The 20744-nt window shown below is 56.2% G+C and carries 23 protein-coding genes; 15 read left to right on the forward strand and 8 right to left on the reverse strand.

Annotated features, from left to right (window positions below; translation table 11 throughout):
* The first annotated feature begins 32 nt into the window (after nt 1–32).
* Nucleotides 33–590 carry a TetR family transcriptional regulator gene (locus FZF21_RS07285; RefSeq protein WP_063946121.1) on the forward strand — a complete coding sequence of 186 codons (558 nt, stop codon included), beginning with the start codon at nt 33–35 and terminating at the stop codon, nt 588–590.
* Nucleotides 591–878: 288 nt separating this feature from the next.
* Here the strand turns inward: FZF21_RS07285 and FZF21_RS07290 are convergent, their stop codons facing one another.
* Nucleotides 879–2564: an aspartate:alanine antiporter gene (locus FZF21_RS07290; protein WP_026080732.1), complete on the reverse strand. Its 1686-nt coding sequence runs from the start codon at nt 2562–2564 to the stop codon at nt 879–881.
* A 274-nt stretch (nt 2565–2838) separates the two neighbouring features.
* Here FZF21_RS07290 and FZF21_RS07295 point away from each other — a divergent pair, with 274 nt between their 5' ends.
* Nucleotides 2839–3213 (forward strand): inner membrane protein YbjM, encoded by a 375-nt coding sequence (locus FZF21_RS07295; RefSeq protein WP_017384878.1) that lies wholly within the window; start codon nt 2839–2841, stop codon nt 3211–3213.
* Nucleotides 3214–3243: 30 nt separating this feature from the next.
* Here the strand turns inward: FZF21_RS07295 and FZF21_RS07300 are convergent, their stop codons facing one another.
* A complete protein-coding gene (locus tag FZF21_RS07300; protein ID WP_006809455.1) occupies nt 3244–3513 on the reverse strand; it encodes a GrxA family glutaredoxin in 270 nt (89 codons plus the stop codon).
* Between the two features lie 184 nt (nt 3514–3697).
* Here FZF21_RS07300 and nfsA point away from each other — a divergent pair, with 184 nt between their 5' ends.
* From nfsA to FZF21_RS07355, 11 genes are all read left to right on the forward strand, one after another.
* Nucleotides 3698–4420: a nitroreductase NfsA gene (gene nfsA, locus FZF21_RS07305; protein ID WP_045327987.1), complete on the forward strand. Its 723-nt coding sequence runs from the start codon at nt 3698–3700 to the stop codon at nt 4418–4420.
* Between the two features lie 64 nt (nt 4421–4484).
* The gene (gene rimK, locus FZF21_RS07310) at nt 4485–5387 is read left to right on the forward strand and encodes a 30S ribosomal protein S6--L-glutamate ligase (RefSeq protein WP_017384877.1); all 903 of its coding nucleotides are present in this window, start codon (nt 4485–4487) and stop codon (nt 5385–5387) included.
* Nucleotides 5388–5450: 63 nt separating this feature from the next.
* On the forward strand, nt 5451–5927 hold the full coding sequence (locus tag FZF21_RS07315) for a YbjN domain-containing protein (protein ID WP_003858385.1): 477 nt from the start codon (nt 5451–5453) through the stop codon (nt 5925–5927).
* A gap of 350 nt (nt 5928–6277) precedes the next feature.
* A complete protein-coding gene (gene potF / locus FZF21_RS07320; protein WP_015571013.1) occupies nt 6278–7390 on the forward strand; it encodes a spermidine/putrescine ABC transporter substrate-binding protein PotF in 1113 nt (370 codons plus the stop codon).
* A gap of 143 nt (nt 7391–7533) precedes the next feature.
* Nucleotides 7534–8667, forward strand: a complete 1134-nt coding sequence (potG, locus tag FZF21_RS07325; RefSeq protein ID WP_017693732.1) for a putrescine ABC transporter ATP-binding subunit PotG — start codon at nt 7534–7536, stop codon at nt 8665–8667.
* 9 nt (nt 8668–8676) lie between these two features.
* Complete coding sequence (gene potH / locus FZF21_RS07330; protein WP_017693731.1) at nt 8677–9630, forward strand: putrescine ABC transporter permease PotH; 954 nt, start codon at nt 8677–8679, stop codon at nt 9628–9630.
* On the forward strand, nt 9627–10472 hold the full coding sequence (potI, locus tag FZF21_RS07335; protein WP_032668746.1) for a putrescine ABC transporter permease PotI: 846 nt from the start codon (nt 9627–9629) through the stop codon (nt 10470–10472). Before potH ends, potI begins: the two co-directional genes overlap by 4 nt.
* Nucleotides 10473–10514: 42 nt before the next feature.
* Nucleotides 10515–11012 (forward strand): YbjO family protein, encoded by a 498-nt coding sequence (locus FZF21_RS07340; RefSeq protein WP_085929694.1) that lies wholly within the window; start codon nt 10515–10517, stop codon nt 11010–11012.
* Nucleotides 11013–11052: 40 nt separating this feature from the next.
* Nucleotides 11053–12183 carry a 23S rRNA (uracil(747)-C(5))-methyltransferase RlmC gene (gene rlmC, locus FZF21_RS07345; protein WP_040117432.1) on the forward strand — a complete coding sequence of 377 codons (1131 nt, stop codon included), beginning with the start codon at nt 11053–11055 and terminating at the stop codon, nt 12181–12183.
* Between the two features lie 313 nt (nt 12184–12496).
* The gene (locus FZF21_RS07350; protein WP_022650690.1) at nt 12497–13204 is read left to right on the forward strand and encodes a response regulator transcription factor; all 708 of its coding nucleotides are present in this window, start codon (nt 12497–12499) and stop codon (nt 13202–13204) included.
* On the forward strand, nt 13188–14657 hold the full coding sequence (locus FZF21_RS07355; protein WP_047737777.1) for a HAMP domain-containing sensor histidine kinase: 1470 nt from the start codon (nt 13188–13190) through the stop codon (nt 14655–14657). Before FZF21_RS07350 ends, FZF21_RS07355 begins: the two co-directional genes overlap by 17 nt.
* Nucleotides 14658–14733: 76 nt before the next feature.
* Here FZF21_RS07355 and artJ read toward each other — a convergent pair whose 3' ends face one another.
* The 6 genes from artJ to FZF21_RS07385 all read right to left on the reverse strand — a co-directional run bounded on the left by artJ (nt 14734) and on the right by FZF21_RS07385 (nt 19259).
* A complete protein-coding gene (gene artJ / locus FZF21_RS07360; protein ID WP_015571008.1) occupies nt 14734–15465 on the reverse strand; it encodes an arginine ABC transporter substrate-binding protein ArtJ in 732 nt (243 codons plus the stop codon).
* A 179-nt stretch (nt 15466–15644) separates the two neighbouring features.
* Nucleotides 15645–16313 carry an arginine ABC transporter permease ArtM gene (gene artM / locus FZF21_RS07365; RefSeq protein ID WP_003858369.1) on the reverse strand — a complete coding sequence of 223 codons (669 nt, stop codon included), beginning with the start codon at nt 16311–16313 and terminating at the stop codon, nt 15645–15647.
* Nucleotides 16313–17029: an arginine ABC transporter permease ArtQ gene (artQ, locus tag FZF21_RS07370; RefSeq protein WP_003858367.1), complete on the reverse strand. Its 717-nt coding sequence runs from the start codon at nt 17027–17029 to the stop codon at nt 16313–16315. The genes artM and artQ overlap by 1 nt, the downstream gene beginning before the upstream one ends.
* A gap of 6 nt (nt 17030–17035) precedes the next feature.
* Nucleotides 17036–17767, reverse strand: coding sequence for an arginine ABC transporter substrate-binding protein ArtI (gene artI, locus FZF21_RS07375; protein ID WP_006174322.1), 732 nt, complete (start codon nt 17765–17767; stop codon nt 17036–17038).
* A gap of 18 nt (nt 17768–17785) precedes the next feature.
* Nucleotides 17786–18514 carry an arginine ABC transporter ATP-binding protein ArtP gene (gene artP / locus FZF21_RS07380; RefSeq protein WP_006809439.1) on the reverse strand — a complete coding sequence of 243 codons (729 nt, stop codon included), beginning with the start codon at nt 18512–18514 and terminating at the stop codon, nt 17786–17788.
* Nucleotides 18515–18740: 226 nt separating this feature from the next.
* Nucleotides 18741–19259, reverse strand: a complete 519-nt coding sequence (locus tag FZF21_RS07385) for a lipoprotein (protein WP_015571007.1) — start codon at nt 19257–19259, stop codon at nt 18741–18743.
* Between the two features lie 97 nt (nt 19260–19356).
* Here FZF21_RS07385 and FZF21_RS07390 point away from each other — a divergent pair, with 97 nt between their 5' ends.
* Nucleotides 19357–19680, forward strand: a complete 324-nt coding sequence (locus tag FZF21_RS07390) for a heavy metal-binding domain-containing protein (protein WP_006174327.1) — start codon at nt 19357–19359, stop codon at nt 19678–19680.
* Nucleotides 19677–20507 carry an N-acetylmuramoyl-L-alanine amidase gene (locus FZF21_RS07395; protein ID WP_040117433.1) on the forward strand — a complete coding sequence of 277 codons (831 nt, stop codon included), beginning with the start codon at nt 19677–19679 and terminating at the stop codon, nt 20505–20507. The genes FZF21_RS07390 and FZF21_RS07395 overlap by 4 nt, the downstream gene beginning before the upstream one ends.
* The last annotated feature ends 237 nt before the right edge of the window (nt 20508–20744 follow it).

The following is a 20744-nucleotide window of genomic DNA, read 5'->3' on the forward strand; positions in this document are numbered from 1 at the left end:
GTACATTTGTACATAAACCGGATGAGGATTTTATGAGCAGACCACCGAACGACCCTAACCGCCGCGAGAAGATACTCCAGGCGACGCTGGACACCATTGCTGAGCACGGTATTCATGCCGTCACGCACCGCAAAATTGCCACCTGCGCAGGCGTGCCGCTGGGGTCGATGACCTACTATTTCGACGGGATGGAGTCGCTTCTGGAGGAGGCATTCACGTGGTTTACGCAGCAGATGTCTCAGCAGTACCGGGATTTCTTCGCGGGGGTTACGGGGCGCGAGAGGGCGTGCGAGGCCATTACCACGCTGATCCACAGTTCAGCCGTGACCACGCCACACAATATGGCGCTGATGTATCAGTTATACGCGTTTATGCACCGCAGCGCCGCGCTGAAAACGGTGATGCAGGACTGGATGAAGATGAGCCAGGCTACGCTGGAGCAGTGGTTTGATCCGGCCACCGCCCGCGCGCTGGATGCGTTTATCGAGGGGATGACGCTGCATTTTGTGACCGATCGGTTGCCGTTAACCCGGGAGGAGATCCGGGTGATGGTGGGGCGAATTGCCCGTGAGCAGATGCCACGCGATTAGCAGAAGGGCACCATGATGTTACCGGCCCAAAACTTTTGCCTGGAGTCGATTCGACTACCCTGCTTGCCGGGTGACGGCTTCGCCTTACACGGCCTACAATCCTGAATCTTAAATTTGTATTTCTTCAGGCAACAAAAAACCCATCAACCTTGAACCAAAACGGCGGGGTTGATGGGCTCCACAAATTGGGGACATCAAAGAAAAGCAGTGGCACTAGTTATGACTGCACCCTGCGTAAAAAGTTCTGCGCGTAACGAAAATTTTTTCAGCCACACGCAAACTTGAGATTTATCCGAGTCCTGGCCAGATAATGATGATCAGCGTACCCGCCAGCGTCAGCAGCACGTTGGCGATTGCGTACGTGCCTGCATAGCCCAGCGCCGGGATATTGCTGCGCGCGGTGTCGCTGATGATCTCCATCGCCGGTGCGCAGGTGCGCGCGCCCATCATCGCGCCGAAGAGCAGGGCGCGGTTCATGCGCAGCACGTAGGCGCCGAACAGGAAACAGATCACCACCGGTACCAGGCTGACGATAAGTCCGGAAACCAACATTTGCCAGCCGACCGCGCCCAGGCCGTTGCCAATGCCGCTCCCGGCGCTTAATCCGACACCCGCCATAAAGACCATCAGACCGAACTCTTTCACCATGTTCAGCGCCCCCTGAGGGATATAGCCGAAGGTGGGATGGTTCGCTCGCAGGAAGCCCAGCATGATCCCGGCGAACAGCAGACCGGCTGCGTTACCAATGCCGAAGCTAAAGTTGCTGAACTGGAAGGTTATCATCCCGATCATCAGGCCGACAATGAAGAAGGCGCAGAAGGCTAACAGGTCCGTCACCTGGCTGTGGATCGAGATAAAGCCGATACGGTCGGCAACGGTTTTAACCCGTCGGGCATCGCCGCTGACCTGCAACACATCGCCTTTATTGAGCACCACGTTATCGTCGATAGGCATTTCAATCTGGCTGCGGATCACGCGGTTGAGGAAACAACCGTGGTCGGTCAACTTCAGCTGTGCCAGACGGCGGCCCACGGCGTTGTGGTTTTTCACCACAATCTCTTCGGTGACGATACGCATGTCCAGCAGGTCGCGGTCAAACACCTCTTTCCCGTTGCGGAAGCTCGGATCGAGACGCGCGTGGGCGTCCGGGTAGCCAACAAGGGCGATGTCATCGCCCATCTGGAGCACCGCGTCACCGTCCGGGTTTGCAAGAATGCCGTTACGACGGATACGTTCGATGTAGCAGCCGGTCTGACGGTAGATCCCCAGCTCGCGCAGGTTTTTCCCGTCGGTCCAGGCAACCAGTTCCGGCCCGACGCGGTAGGCGCGGATCACCGGCAGGTAAACTTTACGTTTGGAGTCCGTGTCCAGGCCGCGCTCGCGGGCGATGGTCTGGGCGCTGGTCTGGAGATCCTGATGCTGAAGTTTTGGCAGATAGCGCGCGCCAACAATCAGGCTCACCAGACCAATCAGATAGGTCAGGGCATAGCCCAGACTCAGGTTGTCTAGCGCGGAGGAAAGCTGCGTGCCTGCCATGCCAGAATGACGAAGCGTATCCCCCGCGCCAACAAGCACCGGCGTGGAGGTCATCGAGCCTGCCAGCATACCGGCCGTTAAGCCGATGTCCCAGCCAAACAGTTTGCCCAGTCCTAACGCAATCAGCAGGGCGCTGCCGACCATCACCAGCGCCAGCATCAGGTAATTTTTGCCGTCTCGGAAGAAAATGGAAAAAAAGTTCGGACCAGCTTCCACGCCTACGCAAAAAATAAACAGCATGAAACCTAAGTTAAGCGCGTCCGTGTTAATACTGAAATGTTGTTGACCTAATAACAGGGAGACGACTAAAACGCCAATGGAATTACCAAGTTGAACTGAACCCAGGCGTAATTTACCCAGACAAAGGCCCAGCGCCAGTACCACAAATAATAACAGGATGTAATTCCCATTTAACAAGTCTGCGACGTTTATATTCACGGAGGCTAACTTCTTGTTTACCAGTAAGTTGTTGAATGAAAGGACTATTTGGGCTACTGTTTTCAGAGTCAGGGAATCACTTTGCATCTCCCTGCTTCCTGATAAATACCCTAAACACTAGCAGTCGGTTAGTTTAATCGTAATAGCTACCGACAGCCACCTATTATCGCACGACTTCTGTGCGTGCTTTGGCAAGGATTGCCGCATTGCTTTATCTGACTGGGCGTCCACCGGACGATTTTTGTATTTGATAGAGATAAGTCAGGAGGATAGTTTGAACTTTAAACGAAACTGGGCTGGCGTAATCAGCTGTTTTTTGCTGTTTACGGTCGTTTGCATGTCGCTCGCTTTTAACGTGAAAGGCGCCTTCAGAGCGTCCGGTCATCCCGAGCTGGGCCTGTTGTTCTTCATCCTGCCGGGGGTAGTCGCCGGTTTTCTCTCGCGTAAAGGCGAGGTGGTGATGCCGCTTATTGGGGCAATGCTTGCGGCCCCGCTCTGCCTGCTTCTGATGCGCGTGCTGTTTCTCTCGTCGAGAAGCGTCTGGCAGGAAGTGGCGTGGCTACTGAGTGGCGTTTTCTGGTGTGCGCTGGGCGCGCTCTGTTTCTTATTTACGCGCAGCCTGCTGCAACAGAGGAAGCACCGTAAATAAAAACGCCCTCAGGGTGAGGGCGTCTTCGCATTACTGAGCCGCAAACAGGCCCAGGTGTTCTTTGGCGTAGGCCTCAAAATCGGTGCAGCCGCCGATGTGTTTCTGATCGAGGAAGATCTGCGGCACGGTTTCAACCGGTTTACCCACGGTTTTTTCCAGATCGGCTTTAGTGATGCCTTCCGCGTGGATATCCACATAACGGAAGTTGAAATCATCACGCTCTTCAGTCAGTTTCTCTGCCAGCTCTTTCGCGCGCACACAGTAAGGGCATCCTGGACGACCAAAAATTACTGCAAACATTTCTCTCTCCTCAAAAACAAGCCTGACGGCGAATAGCGCCTATAGTGCACGATAACCTGCCGTCATGGAAAGAAGGTTTCACCTGTCACTTTGATACAGTCAGGCTATGTTTCGCCAATTACATCAGGTGGATCATTGCCTATACTGGCTGCCATACGTTTTACGCAACACAAAGAGAGACAAAATGACGCCAACCATTGACCTGCTTTGTTCCCACCGTTCCATTCGCCATTTCACCGATGAGCCAATTACCCAGGCGCAGCGGGAGGCGATCATCGACAGTGCAAGAGGCACCTCCAGCTCCAGCTTTTTGCAGTGCAGCTCCATTATCCGCATTACCGATCCGGCGATGCGTGAGCAGCTGGTAACGCTGACGGGCGGACAAAAGCACGTTGCCCAGGCGGCTGAGTTCTGGGTGTTCTGCGCCGATTTTAACCGTCATCTGCAAATCTGCCCCGAGGCCGAGCTGGGGCTGGCGGAACAGCTGCTGCTGGGCGTGGTGGATACGGCGCTGATGGCGCAAAACGCGTTCACGGCGGCGGAATCGCTGGGGCTTGGCGGCGTCTATATTGGCGGGCTGCGTAACAACATCGAAAGCGTGACGGAACTGCTGAAGCTGCCGAAACACGTGCTGCCGCTGTTTGGTCTGTGCCTCGGCTGGCCGGCGGATAACCCGGATCTGAAGCCGCGCATTCCTGCTGCGATGCTGGTGCATGAAAACCACTACCAGCCGGTCGACCAGGACGTTCTGCATCAATACGATGAAGAGCTGGCGAACTACTATCTGACGCGCGACAGCAACAACCGCCGCGACACCTGGAGCGACCATATTCGTCGCACCATCATCAAGGAGAACCGCCCGTTCATTCTTGATTACCTGCACAAACAGGGCTGGGCAACGCGGTAGTCCATTCCTCCTGCGCCTCGTGTATGATAGGCAGGCTTTTACCATGTCTTTAGAGAGGTGCAGGGTGAAAATTGCCATATTGTCCCGGGATGGAACGCTCTATTCATGTAAACGCCTGCGAGAAGCGGCGGCGAAACGCGGACATCAGGTTGAGATCCTCGATCCGATGTCCTGCTATATGAACATCGACCCTGCGGCATCGTCGATTCATTACAAAGGCCGCAAACTCCCGCATTTTGATGCGGTAATTCCCCGCATTGGCTCCCAGATCACCTATTACGGTACGGCTGCGCTGCGCCAGTTTGAAATGCTGGGAAGCTATCCGCTCAACGAGTCCGTGGCGATCTCCCGCGCCCGCGATAAGCTGCGCTCGCTGCAACTGCTGGCGCGCCAGGGGATCGATCTGCCCGTCACCGGGATTGCCCACTCCCCGGACGACACCAGCGATTTAATCGACATGGTGGGCGGTGCGCCGCTGGTTATTAAGCTGGTGGAAGGTACGCAGGGTATTGGGGTGGTACTGGCGGAGACGCGTCAGGCGGCGGAAAGCGTGATCGACGCGTTTCGCGGTCTGAATGCCCATATTCTGGTGCAGGAGTATATTAAAGAGGCCAACGGGTGCGACATCCGCTGCTTTGTGGTGGGCGATGAGGTGGTGGCCGCCATAGAGCGGCAGGCAAAAGAGGGCGACTTCCGCTCTAACCTGCACCGCGGCGGTATCGCGCGGGTGGCCCTTATTAGCGAGCGCGAGCGCGAGATTGCGGTGAAAGCAGCGCAGACGCTGGGCCTGGACGTGGCGGGGGTCGATCTGCTGCGTGCCGGGCGCGGGCCGCTGGTGATGGAAGTCAACGCCTCGCCGGGGCTGGAAGGGGTGGAAAAAACCACAGGCGTCGATATTGCAGGTAAAATGATCGCATGGATTGAACGCCATGCGACGCCGGGATTTTGCCTGAAAACGGGCGGTTAAATGGATCGGCGCGCACTTTTTGCGTAATCTGGACAACGTTTTTATTTAAGAGGCTGCACAGCGATGGATTTACAGGTCGTACCTACACTGGATACGTTACGTCAATGGCTCGATGATGCCGGTATTACTTTCTTCGAATGCGACTCCTGCCAGGCGCTGCATCTGCCTCACATGCAAAATTTCGATGGCATTTTCGATGCCAAAATCGATCTGATTAACGACGTGATCCTGTTCTCGGCGCTGGCTGAAGTAAAGCCTTCTGCGCTGCTGGCGCTGGCGTCTGATCTGTCAGCGATCAACGCCAGTTCTTTGACGGTGAAAGCGTTTCTCGACATACAGGATGATAATCTGCCAAAGCTGGTGGTTTGCCAGTCTTTATTCTCCGGCGCGGGGCTCTCCTTCAAGCAGTTCGCCTGGTTTATGCGCCTGAGCGAAGAGCAAATTTCCATGGTAATGATGGAAGCCAACGCACATCACCTGCTGTATAGCGCGGAAGATGATGCCGAGAATAATGATGCATCTCCCAATTTTCTCCACTAAGCCTGTCTGACTTTTGCGCAGTCGCTGCCAGAGCGGCTGCATAACACCGTTTTTTCTGCTGCTTTTAACCTTTCTTTAAAGAGTTTTTCACCTCCTCTCCGGCCGTTTCGGCTTATCACGTAGACATAATCTGCATAAAAAATTGATAAAAGGCGTTTTTTCGTCTGGGCTATAGCCGGAGACACGGGCTACAGTTATTCTTGCGGTGCTTAAAAAAGCGAGCGGAACCTGCCGGGAAGAGGGGGGTATTTTATTTCGGGCAGAGCGACAAACTATGCATGATTATTGCATATCTTCAGGCTGCACAGTTTTGGTTCGTTTGTTAACGAACTTTCAGAAGGAATAACAATATGATCGCCTTGAATAAAAAATGGTTATCGGGTCTGGTTGCGGGTGCTCTGATGGCCGTCTCTGCCGGCACGCTCGCTGCGGAACAAAAAACGCTGCACGTCTATAACTGGTCTGACTATATTGCGCCGGACACCGTCGCGAATTTTGAAAAAGAGACCGGCATTAAGGTTGTCTACGACGTATTCGATTCCAACGAAGTGCTGGAAGGCAAACTGATGGCGGGCAGCACCGGTTTCGATCTGGTGGTGCCGTCGGCAAGCTTCCTGGAGCGTCAGCTGACCGCCGGTGTCTTCCAGCCGCTGGACAAGAGCAAATTACCAAACTGGAAAAACCTCGATCCGGACGTGTTGAAGCTGGTGGCGAAGCACGATCCGGAGAATAAATACGCGATGCCTTACCTGTGGGCGACCACCGGTATTGGCTATAACGTGGATAAAGTTAAAGCGGCGCTGGGCCCGGACGTCAAGCTGGACAGCTGGGACGTGGTGCTGAAGCCGGAAAACCTCGAGAAGCTGAAAAGCTGCGGCGTCTCTTTCCTCGATGCGCCGGAAGAGATTTTCGCCACCGTGCTTAACTATCTCGGTAAAGATCCAAACAGCAGCAAGGCCGACGACTACACCGGTCCGGCGACCGATCTGCTCCTGAAGCTGCGTCCGAATATTCGCTACTTCCACTCCTCTCAGTACATCAATGACCTGGCTAACGGGGATATCTGCGTGGCCATCGGCTGGGCGGGCGACGTCTGGCAGGCGGCGAACCGCGCGAAAGAGGCCAAAAACGGCGTGAATGTTTCCTACTTCATTCCGAAGGAGGGGGCGCTGGCGTTCTTCGACGTCTTCGCGATGCCAGCTGATGCGAAAAATAAAGAGGAAGCGTATCAATTCCTCAACTACCTGATGCGTCCGGAGGTGATTGCCCACATCAGCGACCATGTCTACTACGCCAACGGTAACAAGGCCTCCGTGCCGCTGGTGAGCGAAGAAATCCGCAATAATCCGGCGATCTATCCGCCAGCCGATGTGTTTGCCAAGCTCTTCACCCTGAAAGTGCAGGAACCGAAAATTGACCGTGTGCGTACCCGCGCGTGGACCAAGGTGAAAAGCGGTAAGTAACGGCGTTTGATATCGTTGCCCGGTGGCGCTGTCGCTTACCGGGCCGACAGATCCCGTAGGCCGGGCAAGCGTTAGCGCCGCCCGGCGATGCGCACCCTGACGGTGCGTTTGCACCAGTGTTGATCTATGCCGGAGAGCACCCCGTGAATGACGCGATCCCCCGCCCGCAGGCGAAAGTCCGTAAAGCGCTGACCCCGCTTCTTGAAATTCGTAACCTCACCAAATCCTTCGACGGCCAGCATGCCGTGGACGATGTCAGCCTGACGATCTACAAAGGTGAAATTTTTGCTTTGCTCGGCGCATCGGGCTGCGGCAAATCCACACTGCTGCGTATGCTGGCAGGCTTTGAACAGCCTACCGCCGGGCAGATCGTGCTGGATGGGGTAGACCTCTCCAGCGTGCCGCCGTACCAGCGGCCCATAAACATGATGTTCCAGTCCTATGCCCTGTTCCCGCACATGACCGTTGAGCAGAACATCGCCTTCGGCCTGAAGCAGGACAAACTGCCGAAAGCCGAAATCACCGCGCGCGTGGCAGAGATGCTGAGCCTGGTGCATATGCAGGAGTTTGCGAAGCGTAAGCCGCATCAGCTTTCCGGCGGCCAGCGTCAGCGCGTGGCGCTGGCAAGAAGTCTGGCGAAGCGTCCAAAATTATTACTGCTCGACGAGCCGATGGGCGCGCTGGATAAAAAGCTGCGCGACCGGATGCAGCTGGAAGTGGTGGATATCCTCGAGCGCGTGGGGGTGACCTGCGTGATGGTGACTCATGACCAGGAAGAGGCGATGACCATGGCCGGGCGCATTGCGATCATGAATCGCGGTAAGTTCGTGCAGATCGGCGAGCCGGAAGAGATCTATGAACACCCGACAACCCGCTACAGCGCGGAGTTCATCGGCTCGGTGAACGTCTTCGAAGGGCTACTGAAGGAACGCCAGGACGACGGTCTGGTGATTGAATCGCCGGGGCTGGTGCACCCGCTGAAGGTTGATTCTGATAACTCCGTGGTGGACAACGTGCCGGTTTACGTTGCCCTGCGCCCGGAAAAAATCATGCTTTGCGATGAGCCGCCCGCCGATGGCTATAACTTTGCCGTGGGCGAAGTGGTGCACATTGCCTATCTCGGCGATCTGTCGATTTACCATGTGCGCCTGAAAAGCGGCCAGATGCTCAGCGCCCAGTTACAGAACGAACACCGGTATCGCAAGGGACAGCCAACCTGGGGCGACGAAGTGAGCCTCTGCTGGGATGCGGACAGTTGCGTAGTCCTGACGGTATAAGGAGCGGTCATGAGCACACTTGAACCTCCAGCCCGCGTCAAAAAACCGGGCGGTTTCGCGCTCTGGCTGGCGCGCATGCAGATGGCGCATGGCCGCAAGCTGGTCATCGCCATGCCCTATATCTGGCTGATCCTGCTGTTTCTGCTGCCGTTCCTGATCGTCTTTAAGATCAGCCTGGCGGAGATGGCGCGGGCGATCCCACCGTATACCGATCTGTGGGAGTGGGCCGACGGGCAGCTGACGCTGACCTTAAACCTCGGTAATTTCCTGCAACTGACCGACGATCCGCTCTATTTCGAAGCCTATTTGCAGTCGTTACAGGTTGCGGCTATTTCTACGATTTGCTGCTTGTTGATGGGCTACCCGCTGGCGTGGGCAGTGGCGCACAGCAAGCCGTCGACGCGAAATATTTTACTGCTGTTGGTCATTTTACCGTCGTGGACGTCGTTCCTGATCCGCGTGTACGCGTGGATGGGGATCCTGAAGAATAACGGCATACTGAATAACTTCCTGCTGTGGCTTGGGGTCATCGACCAGCCGCTGACGATCCTGCACACCAACCTTGCGGTGTATATCGGGATTGTCTATGCCTATCTGCCGTTTATGGTGCTGCCGATCTATACGGCGCTGACGCGAATCGATTACTCGCTGGTGGAAGCCTCGCTGGATCTCGGCGCACGCCCGTTGAAGACTTTCTTCAGCGTCATTGTGCCGCTCACCAAAGGCGGGATCATCGCCGGATCGATGCTGGTGTTTATCCCGGCGGTCGGGGAGTTTGTGATCCCGGAACTGCTCGGCGGCCCGGACAGCATCATGATTGGCCGCGTGCTGTGGCAGGAGTTCTTCAATAACCGCGACTGGCCGGTGGCCTCGGCGGTGGCGATCGTCATGTTACTGCTGCTGATCGTGCCGATCATGTGGTTCCACAAACATCAGCAGAAACAGATGGGAGACCACGGATGAACAACTTACCGGTAGTACGCTCCCCGTGGCGAATTGCGATCCTGATGATCGGCTTTACCTTCCTGTATGCGCCAATGCTGATGCTGGTGATCTACTCGTTCAACAGCTCTAAGCTGGTCACCGTCTGGGCGGGCTGGTCCACGCGCTGGTACAGCGAGCTGTTCCACGATGATGCGATGATGAGCGCGGTGGGGCTGAGCCTGACCATTGCGGCGCTGGCGGCGACGATGGCCTGCGTGCTGGGCACGATTGCCGCGCTGGTGATGGTGCGCTTTGGCCGTTTCCGCGGGGCGAATGGTTTCGCGTTTATGATCACCGCCCCGCTGGTTATGCCGGACGTCATCACCGGCCTGTCGCTACTGCTGCTGTTTGTCGCGCTGGCGCACGCCATCGGCTGGCCAGCGGATCGCGGGATGCTCACCATCTGGCTGGCACATGTCACCTTCTGTACGGCGTATGTGGCGGTGGTGATCTCCTCGCGGCTGCGCGAGCTGGATCGCTCCATTGAAGAGGCGGCGATGGATCTCGGCGCAACGCCGCTGAAGGTCTTTTTCATCATCACGCTGCCGATGATTATGCCGGCGGTGATCTCCGGCTGGCTGCTGGCGTTCACGCTCTCGCTCGACGATCTGGTTATCGCCAGCTTTGTGTCGGGACCGGGCGCGACGACGCTGCCGATGCTGGTCTTCTCCAGCGTGCGGATGGGGGTGAATCCGGAGATCAACGCCCTGGCGTCCATCATCCTTGGCGTGGTCGGAATTGTCGGATTTATCGCCTGGTATTTGATGGCGCGCGCGGAAAAACAGCGTGTGCGCGATATCCAGCGTGCAAGACGCGGCTGAAGGAATTACTATTTCCAGTGATGTGCCGCGTATGACGCGGCACTGTTTTTCAGGGAAGTAAAAACATTGGGATTCTTACAAAAAACACGTCATTCGCACGCTCGTCCGAACGTCCCTGCACTGGTGCAGGTGGCGGCGCTCGCCATTATTATGATCCGCTGCCTGGATGTGCTGATGATAATGAACACGCTGGGTCCGCGCGGAATGGGGGAATTTATTCACCGCAGCGCGCAGACGTGGAATCTGACGCTGGTGTTTCTCAGCAGCCTGATGCTGGTGTTTATTGAGATCTACTGTGCGTTCTCGCTGGTGAAAGGACGTAACTGGGCGCGCTGGGTGTATCTGCTTACGCAGATCACCGCCGCAGGCTACCTGTGGGCCGCCTCGCTGGGCTATGGCTATCCGGAGCTGTTCAGCATACCCGGTGAGTCGCGACGCGAGATTTTCCATTCACTGGTGATGCAAAAACTGCCGGATATGCTGGTGCTCTGCCTGCTTTATCTCCCGGCTTCCAGTCGGCGGTTTTTCCGCCTGCAATAATGTGTATAATCGCAGCCCTCGTGTTTCTTAAGGTTTTCATATGCAGTGCGCACTCTATGACGCCGGACGCTGCCGCTCCTGTCAGTGGATAGAACAGCCGGTCTCTCAACAACTCACCGCCAAAATGGCCGACCTGCAACAGCTGCTGACAGCACACGCGGTGGGCGAGTGGTGCGCACCCGTCAGTGGCCCGGAACAGGGCTTTCGCAATAAAGCCAAAATGGTGGTCAGCGGCAGCGTTGAAAAGCCGCTGCTGGGGATGCTGCACCGCGACGGCACCCCGGAAGATTTAACCGACTGCCCGCTGTATCCCGCCTCGTTTGAGCCGGTGTTTAGCGCGCTGAAACCGTTTATCGCCCGGGCGGGGTTAACGCCCTATAACGTTGCCCGCAGGCGCGGCGAGCTGAAATACCTTTTGCTGACCGAAAGCCAGATCGACGGCGGGATGATGCTGCGCTTTGTGCTGCGTTCGGAAAACAAGCTGGAGCAGCTGCGCGCGGCGCTTCCGGGGTTGCAGGAACAGCTTCCGCAGCTCAAGGTTATCACCGCGAATATTCAGCCGGTGCATATGGCGATCATGGAAGGGGAGAAAGAGATTTTCTTCACCGAACAGCATGCGCTGGCGGAGAGCTTCAACGGCGTGCCGCTGTGGATCCGTCCGCAAAGCTTCTTCCAGACTAACCCCACCGTCGCCAGCGCGCTGTACGCCACCGCGCGCGACTGGGTGCGTGCGTTACAGGTTCATCACATGTGGGATCTGTTCTGCGGCGTCGGCGGCTTTGGCCTGCACTGTGCCACGCCAGACATGCAGCTCACCGGCATTGAGATCTCCGCCGAAGCGATTGCCTGCGCGAAGCAGTCCGCCGCGGAGCTGGGGTTAACGAATCTGCATTTCCAGGCGCTGGACTCCACGCAGTTCGCGACCGGGCAGGGCAACGTGCCGGAGCTGGTGCTGGTGAACCCGCCGCGCCGGGGTATCGGCCAGGCGCTCTGCGACTACCTGAGCCAGATGGCGCCGGAGTACATTGTCTACTCCAGCTGTAACGCGCAGACCATGGCGAAGGATATCGCCAGCCTGCCGGGCTACCGCATTGCGCGCGTTCAGCTTTTCGATATGTTCCCCCATACCGCCCATTATGAAGTGTTGACGTTGTTGGTGAAAACGCGCTAATCCTCAACATCGCCCGGTGGCGCTGCGCTTACCGGGCCTACGATCCGGAGTAGGCCGGGTAAGGCGTAGCCGCCACCCGGCTTTGTTTGCTCAACCCAGTAATGCGACTCCCGTCTCTGTTTTAAGCCAGCGTGGCGCTTTCAACTGGTCGGCAAAATAGCCTGTCAGCTCACGTTGTTAACCAAAGCGCAGGCCAGGTAAGGCGAAGCCGCCACCCGGCATAAACCCCGCACAATGTTCAACAAAATGTGAACTCTTCCCCCGCTCGAAATCAGGTAAGCTTACGTCATAACAAATGATTGAAGGCTTACCCATGAAGCAGATCCTGCTGGTAGAAGACGACCACGATATCGCGGCACTCCTGCGTCTTAATCTGGAAGATGAAGGCTACGCCATTACCCACGAGCCCGACGGGGGCAACGCCTTACAGCGTCTTGAAACACAGCCGTGGGACGCGGTGATCCTCGATCTGATGCTGCCGAATGTTGATGGTCTGGAGATTTGCCGCCGTATCCGCCAGATGACCCGCTACCTGCCCATTATCATCATTAGCGCCCGCAGCAGTGAAACTGACCGTATTACTGGCCTGGAAACAGGGGCGGATGATTATCTGGCAAAACCTTTCTCGGTGCAGGAGCTGATTGCCCGCATTAAGGCGCTGTTTCGCCGTCAGCAGGCGATGGGCCAGGCGCAGACGGACGGCATTATTCAGGCGCACGGACTGACTATCGATCCGCTGGCGCGCACCGTGCGCCTTAACGGTCAACACGTCGATCTCACCCCGCGCGAATTTGAACTGCTCTATTTCTTTGCCCGCCATCCCGGAGAGGTCTTTTCGCGGCTGGCACTGCTGGAGCAGGTATGGGGGTATCAGCACGAAGGCTACGAACACACCGTCAATACCCACATTAACCGCCTGCGCATTAAAATAGAGAAAGATGCCGCCGAGCCGGAGATCGTTCGCACCGTCTGGGGCAAAGGCTACAAATTTGCGGAGCAGAATCATGATGCGTCGCTTTAGCCTGAGCCAGCGCCTGACGCTGCTGTTTACGGCGTTACTGCTGCTCTGCGCCACCGTCGCCTGTGCGGTGCAGCTCTACAGTAGCATGCAGTACGGCAATGCGATGGTGCAGCGGCTCTCCGGTGGGCTGGCGCAGCAGATTGTGCAGCGGGAAGCGATTCTGGATGCGCAGGGCAGGGTGGATCGCAGCGCCTTAAAACCGCTGTTCGACCGGCTGATGACCTTTAATCCGAGCGTCGAGCTGTATGTTGTCTCGCCAGATGGCGATATCCTGGCCGATGCCGCCCCGCCGGGGCACATTCAGCGGCAAAAAATTGACCTTGCGCCGATACAGAATTTCCTCAGCGGGACGGTGATGCCGGTGTTTGGCGACGATCCCCGAAGCCAGAATAAGAAAGTCTTCAGCGCCACCCCGCTGCGGCAGGACGGTGAGCTGAAGGGGTATCTGTACATTATTTTGCAGGGGGAGGAGTCCAACGCGCTGGCGGAGATGGCCTGGCACAAAGCGCTCTGGAGTACGGCGCTGTGGTCGATGCTGCTGGTGGCGCTGTTTGGTCTGCTGGCGGGGTTGCTGCTCTGGTACTGGGTGACGCGCCCGGTTAAAGAGCTCACGCTGGACGTGGCCGGGCTGGAGCAGGACAGCATCAGCGCGATTAAGCAGCTGGCGGCCCAGCCGCTTGAGCCTGCCGGCCAGGATGAAGTGGCGATCCTGCGCAATACCTTTATCGAGCTGGCGCGCAAAATCACCTCTCAGTGGGATCGGCTGGCCGACAGCGACCGCCAGCGCCGGGAGTTTATCGCCAACATTTCGCACGACTTACGCACCCCGCTGACGTCGCTGCTGGGTTATCTGGAAACGCTGTCGCTGAAATCCGCAACGCTGTCGCCGCAGGAGAATCAGCAGTACCTCGCTACCGCGCTGCGTCAGGGGCAAAAGGTACGCCATCTGTCGCAGCAGCTGTTCGAGCTGGCGCGTCTTGAGCACGGCGGCATCAAGCCCCAGCGCGAGCGTTTTGCCATGGCTGAACTGATTTCCGACGTGGCGCAAAAGTTTGAACTCGCTGCCCGCACGCGTGAGTTAAATCTGCACATTGACGTCCCGGGTCCGCTGCCGCAGGTGTTGGCCGATGTTTCCATGATTGAACGGGTGGTGACGAATCTGCTGGATAATGCGATACGCCATACCCCAGCAGGTGGAGACATTCGTCTGGCGGTGTGGCAGGAGAACGACCGGTTACAGGTTGAAGTGGCCGACAGCGGAACGGGTGTTGATGCCGCATTACGGGACGATCTGTTCCAGCGTCCGTCAGCGTTAAATCCGCAGGCCTCGCGGGAGCACCGGGGCGGGTTAGGGTTGTTAATCGTGAAAAGAATGCTGGAGCTGCACGGCGGGGGGATCAGGCTGATGGAGTCCGTGAGCGGGGCACGGTTCAGGTTCTTTGTGCCGCTTTAAGAAATTGCCGGGTGGCGGCTTCGCCTTACCCGGCCTACAGACCACCCCCGTAGGCCAGGTCACCCGGCAAAAAAGGTTATTGCGGGAACCACTGCTCGCTGATTTTCTGGTATGTGCCGTCAGCTTTGATCGCTTTCAGCGCGCCGTTCAGTTTCTCAAGCAGAGCCTTGTTATCCGGACGCACGGCAATACCGAGGCCAGTGCCGAAATACTGCGGATCGGTCACTTTCTCCGTCGCTGTACCCAGCTGCGGGTTGGTTTTCAGCCACTCATTCACGACCGCGGTGTCGCCAAATACGCCATCAATACGGCCATTTTTCAGGTCGATAATGGCGTTCTGGTAGCTGTCGTAGGCCACGGTTTTCACTTCAGGATGCTTGTCCTGGAGGTATTTCTGGTGCGTGGTGCCGTTCTCCATGCCGATGCGTTTGCCTTTCAGCTCGTCGAAAGATTTATAAGCCCCTTTCTTCGCAATCACCACCGCAGAGTTCGCGTAGTACGGGTCGGTGAACGCGACCTGCTTGCTGCGCTCTGGCGTGATGTCCATGCCGGAGATCACCGCGTCGTACTTTTTAAATTTCAGGGACGGGATCAGGCTGTCAAATGCGTGGTTAGTAAAGGTGCAGTCGGCCTGCATCTGCTTGCACAGCGCTTTCGCCAGGTCGATGTCGAAGCCGACGATCTGGTTGCTGGCATCCAGCGATTCAAACGGCGGATAGGTGGCAGAAACGCCGAAATTGATTTTATCGGCGGCGGATGCGCCAGCGGCAAAGGTTGCGAGTAATGCGGCCAGAACTAACTTTTTCATTGTAATGCTCCCGTCTGTCAATCTTGTCATTATGCGCCGTGTCTGCGGCATGGATGTACAATGCCACTCAATGAATTTATATGCAATAAATATGATTAAATATTATTTAATGCATAAAAAAATGCGGGTAACCCATCAGGTTACCCGCACTACGAAAACAGCTTTATGCATTAAGTCGATTAATTTCTGCGCTCAAACGCCAGCGCCTTACGCTCGATAAGACGCATCATCAGGGTCAGCAGACCGTTGACCACCAGATAGACCAGACCCGCCGCACCGAACACCATCACGTCGTAGGTGCGTCCGTACAGCAGCTGTCCGTGGCCCATCACTTCCATCAGGGTGATGGTGTAGGCCAGAGAGGTGCTTTTGAACACCAGCACGACTTCGTTGGAATAGGAAGAGAGGGCGCGCTTAAAGGCATAGGGCAGCAGGATCGCCAGCGTATCCTTCTTGCTCATGCCCAGCGCCCCGCAGGACTGCCACTGGCCTTCCGGGATCGCGCGAATGGCGCCGTAGAACAGCTGCGTGGTATAGGCCGCGCTGTTCAGGGAGAGGGCAATCAGGGCGCAGAGCCATGGCTCAGAGAGCAGATGCCAGATAACCGGATATTCCTGTAACGACGGGAACTGGCCCGGGCCGTAGTAAATCAGGAAGATCTGCACCAGCAGCGGCGTTCCGGTGAAGAGCGTAATGTAGCCACGTACAATCCACACCAGCACCGGCGTTTTCAGCGTCAGGACGATGGTGAAGATCAGCGCCAGGATCAGCGCCACGATGATAGACGCGACGGTCAGCGTCAGGCTGGTGTGCAGCCCTTTCATCAGTTCGGGTAAATAATCCAGCATCAGCCTGGTCTCCGTTCAAAACGCGTTGCGCGCAGATCAATACGCTTCAGAACGTACTGGCTCAGCAACGTGATCACCAGGTAGATAGCCGCCGCGACGATGTACCAGGTAAACGGCTCCTGCGTACGGGTGGCGATACTTTTGGTTTGCAACATCAAATCGTTCACGCTGATCAGGCTCACCAGCGCGGTATCTTTCAGCAGTACCAGCCACTGGTTACCCAGCCCTGGCAGGGCATGACGCCACATCTGCGGCATCACCAGGCGGAAGAAGATCGCCGCTTTCGACAGACCCAGCGCCTGGCCGGATTCCCATTGACCCTGCGGTACCGCTTTCAGCGCGCCGCGCAGCGTTTGTGACGCATAGGCCGAATAGAGCAGGGAGAGCGCAATCACGCCGCACAGGAACGGGCTGACGTCGAAGTTCTCAATCTGCATCTGCACCGGGATCTGCGCAAAGCCGAGATTAATCGTGAAGCCGTCCGACAGCGTTAACAGCAGCTGTGAGGAGCCGAAATAGATAAACAGGACCACCAGAATTTCCGGCAGTCCACGCAGCACAGTCACCAGCGCTGAACCGAGCCATGCGACAGGGCGCCACTTAACGGACTCCCACACCGCAAAGAACATCGCCAGTACGAGGCCGATAATCAGTGCACAAACGGCAAGGCCGACGGTCATCCCGGCGGCGCTTGCTAAAGGAAAAATTTCATTCATCAGGAATTACTTCTGGAACCATTTTTTGTAGATGGTTTCGTAGGTGCCGTCTTTCTTCACTTTTTCCAGCGCAGCGTTGAATTTCTGCTGCAACTCGGTATTGCCCTGACGTACGGCAATACCCAGACCTGTACCGAAGTAGTCTTTATCGGTCACCTTGTCACCCACGGCGGCCAGCTTGTCGTTCGCTTTCAGCCATTCAGTCACAACAGCCGTGTCCCCGAACACCGCATCGATACGACCGTTTTGCAGGTCCAGCTTCGCATTCTGGTAGCTGTCATACGGCACGGTGGTGATTTCCGGATGCTTATCCATGATGAATTTCTGGTGCGTGGTGCCGTTCTGCACGCCGACTTTCTTGCCTTTCAGCAGGTCAACGGAGGCGTATTTACCTTTCTGACCGATGAACAGGGCCGAGTTGTCATAATAAGGGGTGGTGAACAGAACCTGCTTTTCACGCTCCGGAGTGATGTCCATTCCGGCCATTACGGCGTCGATACGGCGGAACTTCAGGCTTGGGATCAGGCTGTCGAACGCCTGGTTGCTGAAGGTACAGGTCGCGTCGATTTCTTTACACAGGGCGTTTGCCAGGTCCACGTCGAAGCCAACAATCTTGTTGTTCGCATCAATGGATTCAAACGGAGGGTAGGACGCTTCAGTGGCGAAACGGATGGTCTGGGCTGCGGTAGCGGAAAGGCTGACGCTAGCAAGCAGCGCGGCAATCAATACTTTTTTCATTATAATTTCCCTAACACATTAGTGTGATAAGTAGTTTTTGAAGGCATCGGTTTGCGGGTTAGTGAAGCAGCTCGCGTCACCCTGCTCAACGATATACCCGTTTTCCATATAGACCACGCGGCTGGCGGTTTTGCGCGCCACTTCCACCTCGTGGGTCACGATGACCTGGGTAATGTTAGTTTCCGCCAGCTCACGAATGATGCTCACGATCTGGGCGGTAATTTCCGGGTCCAGCGCCGCGGTCGGCTCGTCAAACAGCAGCACCGCAGGCTCCATCATCAGCGCACGGGCGATCGCCACACGCTGTTGCTGACCACCAGAAAGATGTAAAGGATACCGGTCGCTGTACGGTTTCAGACGCAGACGTTCCAGCAGCTTTTCCGCACGCGCCATCGCCTGGTCTTTGCTTAAGCCAAGCACGCGGCACGGGGCTTCAATCAGGTTTTGCACCACCGTCAGATGCGGCCAGAGATTGTATTGCTGGAAAACCATGCCCACGTTTTGACGCAGTTCACGAATCGCTTTATCAGACGGGGTTTTCGCGAAGTCAAAATGGTTACCGGCGATGGCCAGCGTCCCCGAACGGGGCATTTCAAGCAGATTAAGAACACGCAGAAGGGAGCTTTTTCCCGCGCCGCTTGGGCCGAGCAAAACCAGCGTTTCGCCCTCCGGGCAACTCAGCGTAATGTCGAACAGCGCCTGGTGTGCGCCGTAGAAGCAGTTAATGCCGTTTAGTTTAATACTCATCGGGGCAGTCTTTACTCATCCAGGCAATCTATAGCAATTGAGGCCGCAGATAGTACCGTTGACAGAATAGTTATGCAATATTTCTGCGTTAAAAGTTAAATATAACCCGTGTTTCCTCTTAAACATAGCACAAAATAGCGACGGGAATGGGGGGCGAGTATAAATGTCGGCATTCCGCAGGAAATGCCGGACATTTTACGGGGTTAACGTTTATTGAACGGAGGCGTTAGCGGTTCTCGATCGACTGGCGAAGGGTGCCCGCCGGGGCATGAACGCTGCCGCCAATGTAGCGCACATCGTCTATTGCCCAGCACTGGCCTTCACGGATCATCAGCACCTCATCCTGCCAGGTTTGCGTCCCCTGGGTGAGCTTCACGCGCAGGGGAATATTGCGTGCGTCGGTATTCGGTATGGTGGACGCGCTGGCGACGTCGGCGCTGTCCGGCAGCGTGGCGCGGCTGGAGAACGGATCGGATGACAGCAGGGCGTTGTGCTGCGGATCGCGCGAAGCGTCGGTGAGCAGTTTCGCCAGATTATCGCTCAGGTACGGGCGCAGGGCGGTCAGGTCATTACCGCGATGCTGAATACGGTAATCATAAAATTGTTGCGCCACGGCATCCGGGCCACCCTCAATACAAGGGCCGCTGCGGGTTCCGATATCCTTAAAGGCTGGCGTGACCGGCGTTGTGCAGGCGCTGAGCACCAGCGCGCATGGCACTAAAAGCGTTAAAGCAGAGTAGCGCATGTTGATTTCCTTATTTATTAACTATCCTTTCAATCATAGCGTAACGAACCGATAATGCTGTCGCTAACGCATTGAACGCTAAAGAAGGAGAGAAAGTATGCAATTTTCAACAACGCCAACCCTGGAAGGTCAACCGATTACCGAGTACTGCGGCGTGGTCACCGGTGAGGCGATTCTGGGCGCAAACATTTTCCGCGATTTCTTTGCCGGCATTCGGGATATCGTCGGGGGTCGTTCCGGCGCGTACGAGAAAGAGCTGCGTAAGGCGCGCGAGATTGCGTTTAAGGAGCTGGGCGAGCAGGCCAAAGCGCTGGGCGCGGATGCGGTGGTGGGCATTGATATCGACTACGAAACGGTCGGGAAAGATGCCAGCATGCTAATGGTGAGCGTAAGCGGCACGGCGGTGAAGACCCGTCGATGAAGCGTTCGCTCTCAACCCTCCTGCTGGCGATGTTGCTGGCAGGATGCGCCTCGGAAGAGGGCATTGTTGATAAAGGCGCCTACGAGCTGGATACGCGCCATCAGGCGCAGGCGGCCTACCCGCGTATAAAGGTGCTGGTTATTCACTACACCGCCGATGATTTCGACACCTCGCTTGCGACCCTGACCGATAAAAACGTCAGCTCTCACTATCTCATCCCCGCAAAGCCGCCAGCTCCGCAGGGCAAACCGCGTATCTGGCAGCTGGTCCCGGAGAGCGAACTGGCCTGGCATGCGGGCATCAGCTTCTGGCGTGGCACCAACCGCATAAATGATACCTCCGTCGGCATTGAGCTGGAAAACCGCGGCTGGCGGAAAACCGGTGACGTGAAAACCTTTACCCCCTTCGAACCGGGGCAAATTGCGGCGCTGATCCCGCTTGCCAGAGACATCATCGCCCGCTACGACATTAAACCGCAGAACGTGGTGGCACACTCGGATATCGCCCCGCAGCGTAAAGACGATCCTGGGCCACTGTTTCCGTGGCGCGAACTGGCGCAGCAGGGTATCGGAGCCTGGCCTGATCCGGCGCGCGTAGATTTTTATATCAACGGGCGACCGCATTATCAGCAGGTTGATACCGCAGCACTGCTCGATTTGCTGGCGCGCTACGGTTACGAAGTGCCAGAAAACAGTACGCCCGAACAGCAAAAACGCATCATCATGGTTTTCCAGATGCATTTCCGTCCGCAGTTATGGAATGGCGTAGCGGATGTGGAAACCATGGCGATTGCCGAAGCACTTTTAGAGAAATACGGACAGGGGTAAACCTTCGGATTACCCCCGAATGAGTATATTTTAGCAAGTTTCTATCAGATTAATCTTAAGTACAAACTCATTTCATTTTTAGTTAATTGACTTAAAATTATCCGGATTTAAGATGGACACATAGCGCGCTAAGTAATTTGGCGAATTAATAAAAAGCTTCACTCTTTTATTTTTATTCTTGACGTTTTCATCAGGAAAAATATTTATGGCTCGGTAACAACACCGTGGCCATGCTTT

This window comes from Enterobacter sp. LU1, from assembly GCF_008271405.2.
In the GTDB taxonomy this organism is placed as follows: Bacteria; Pseudomonadota; Gammaproteobacteria; order Enterobacterales; family Enterobacteriaceae; genus Enterobacter; species Enterobacter hormaechei_C.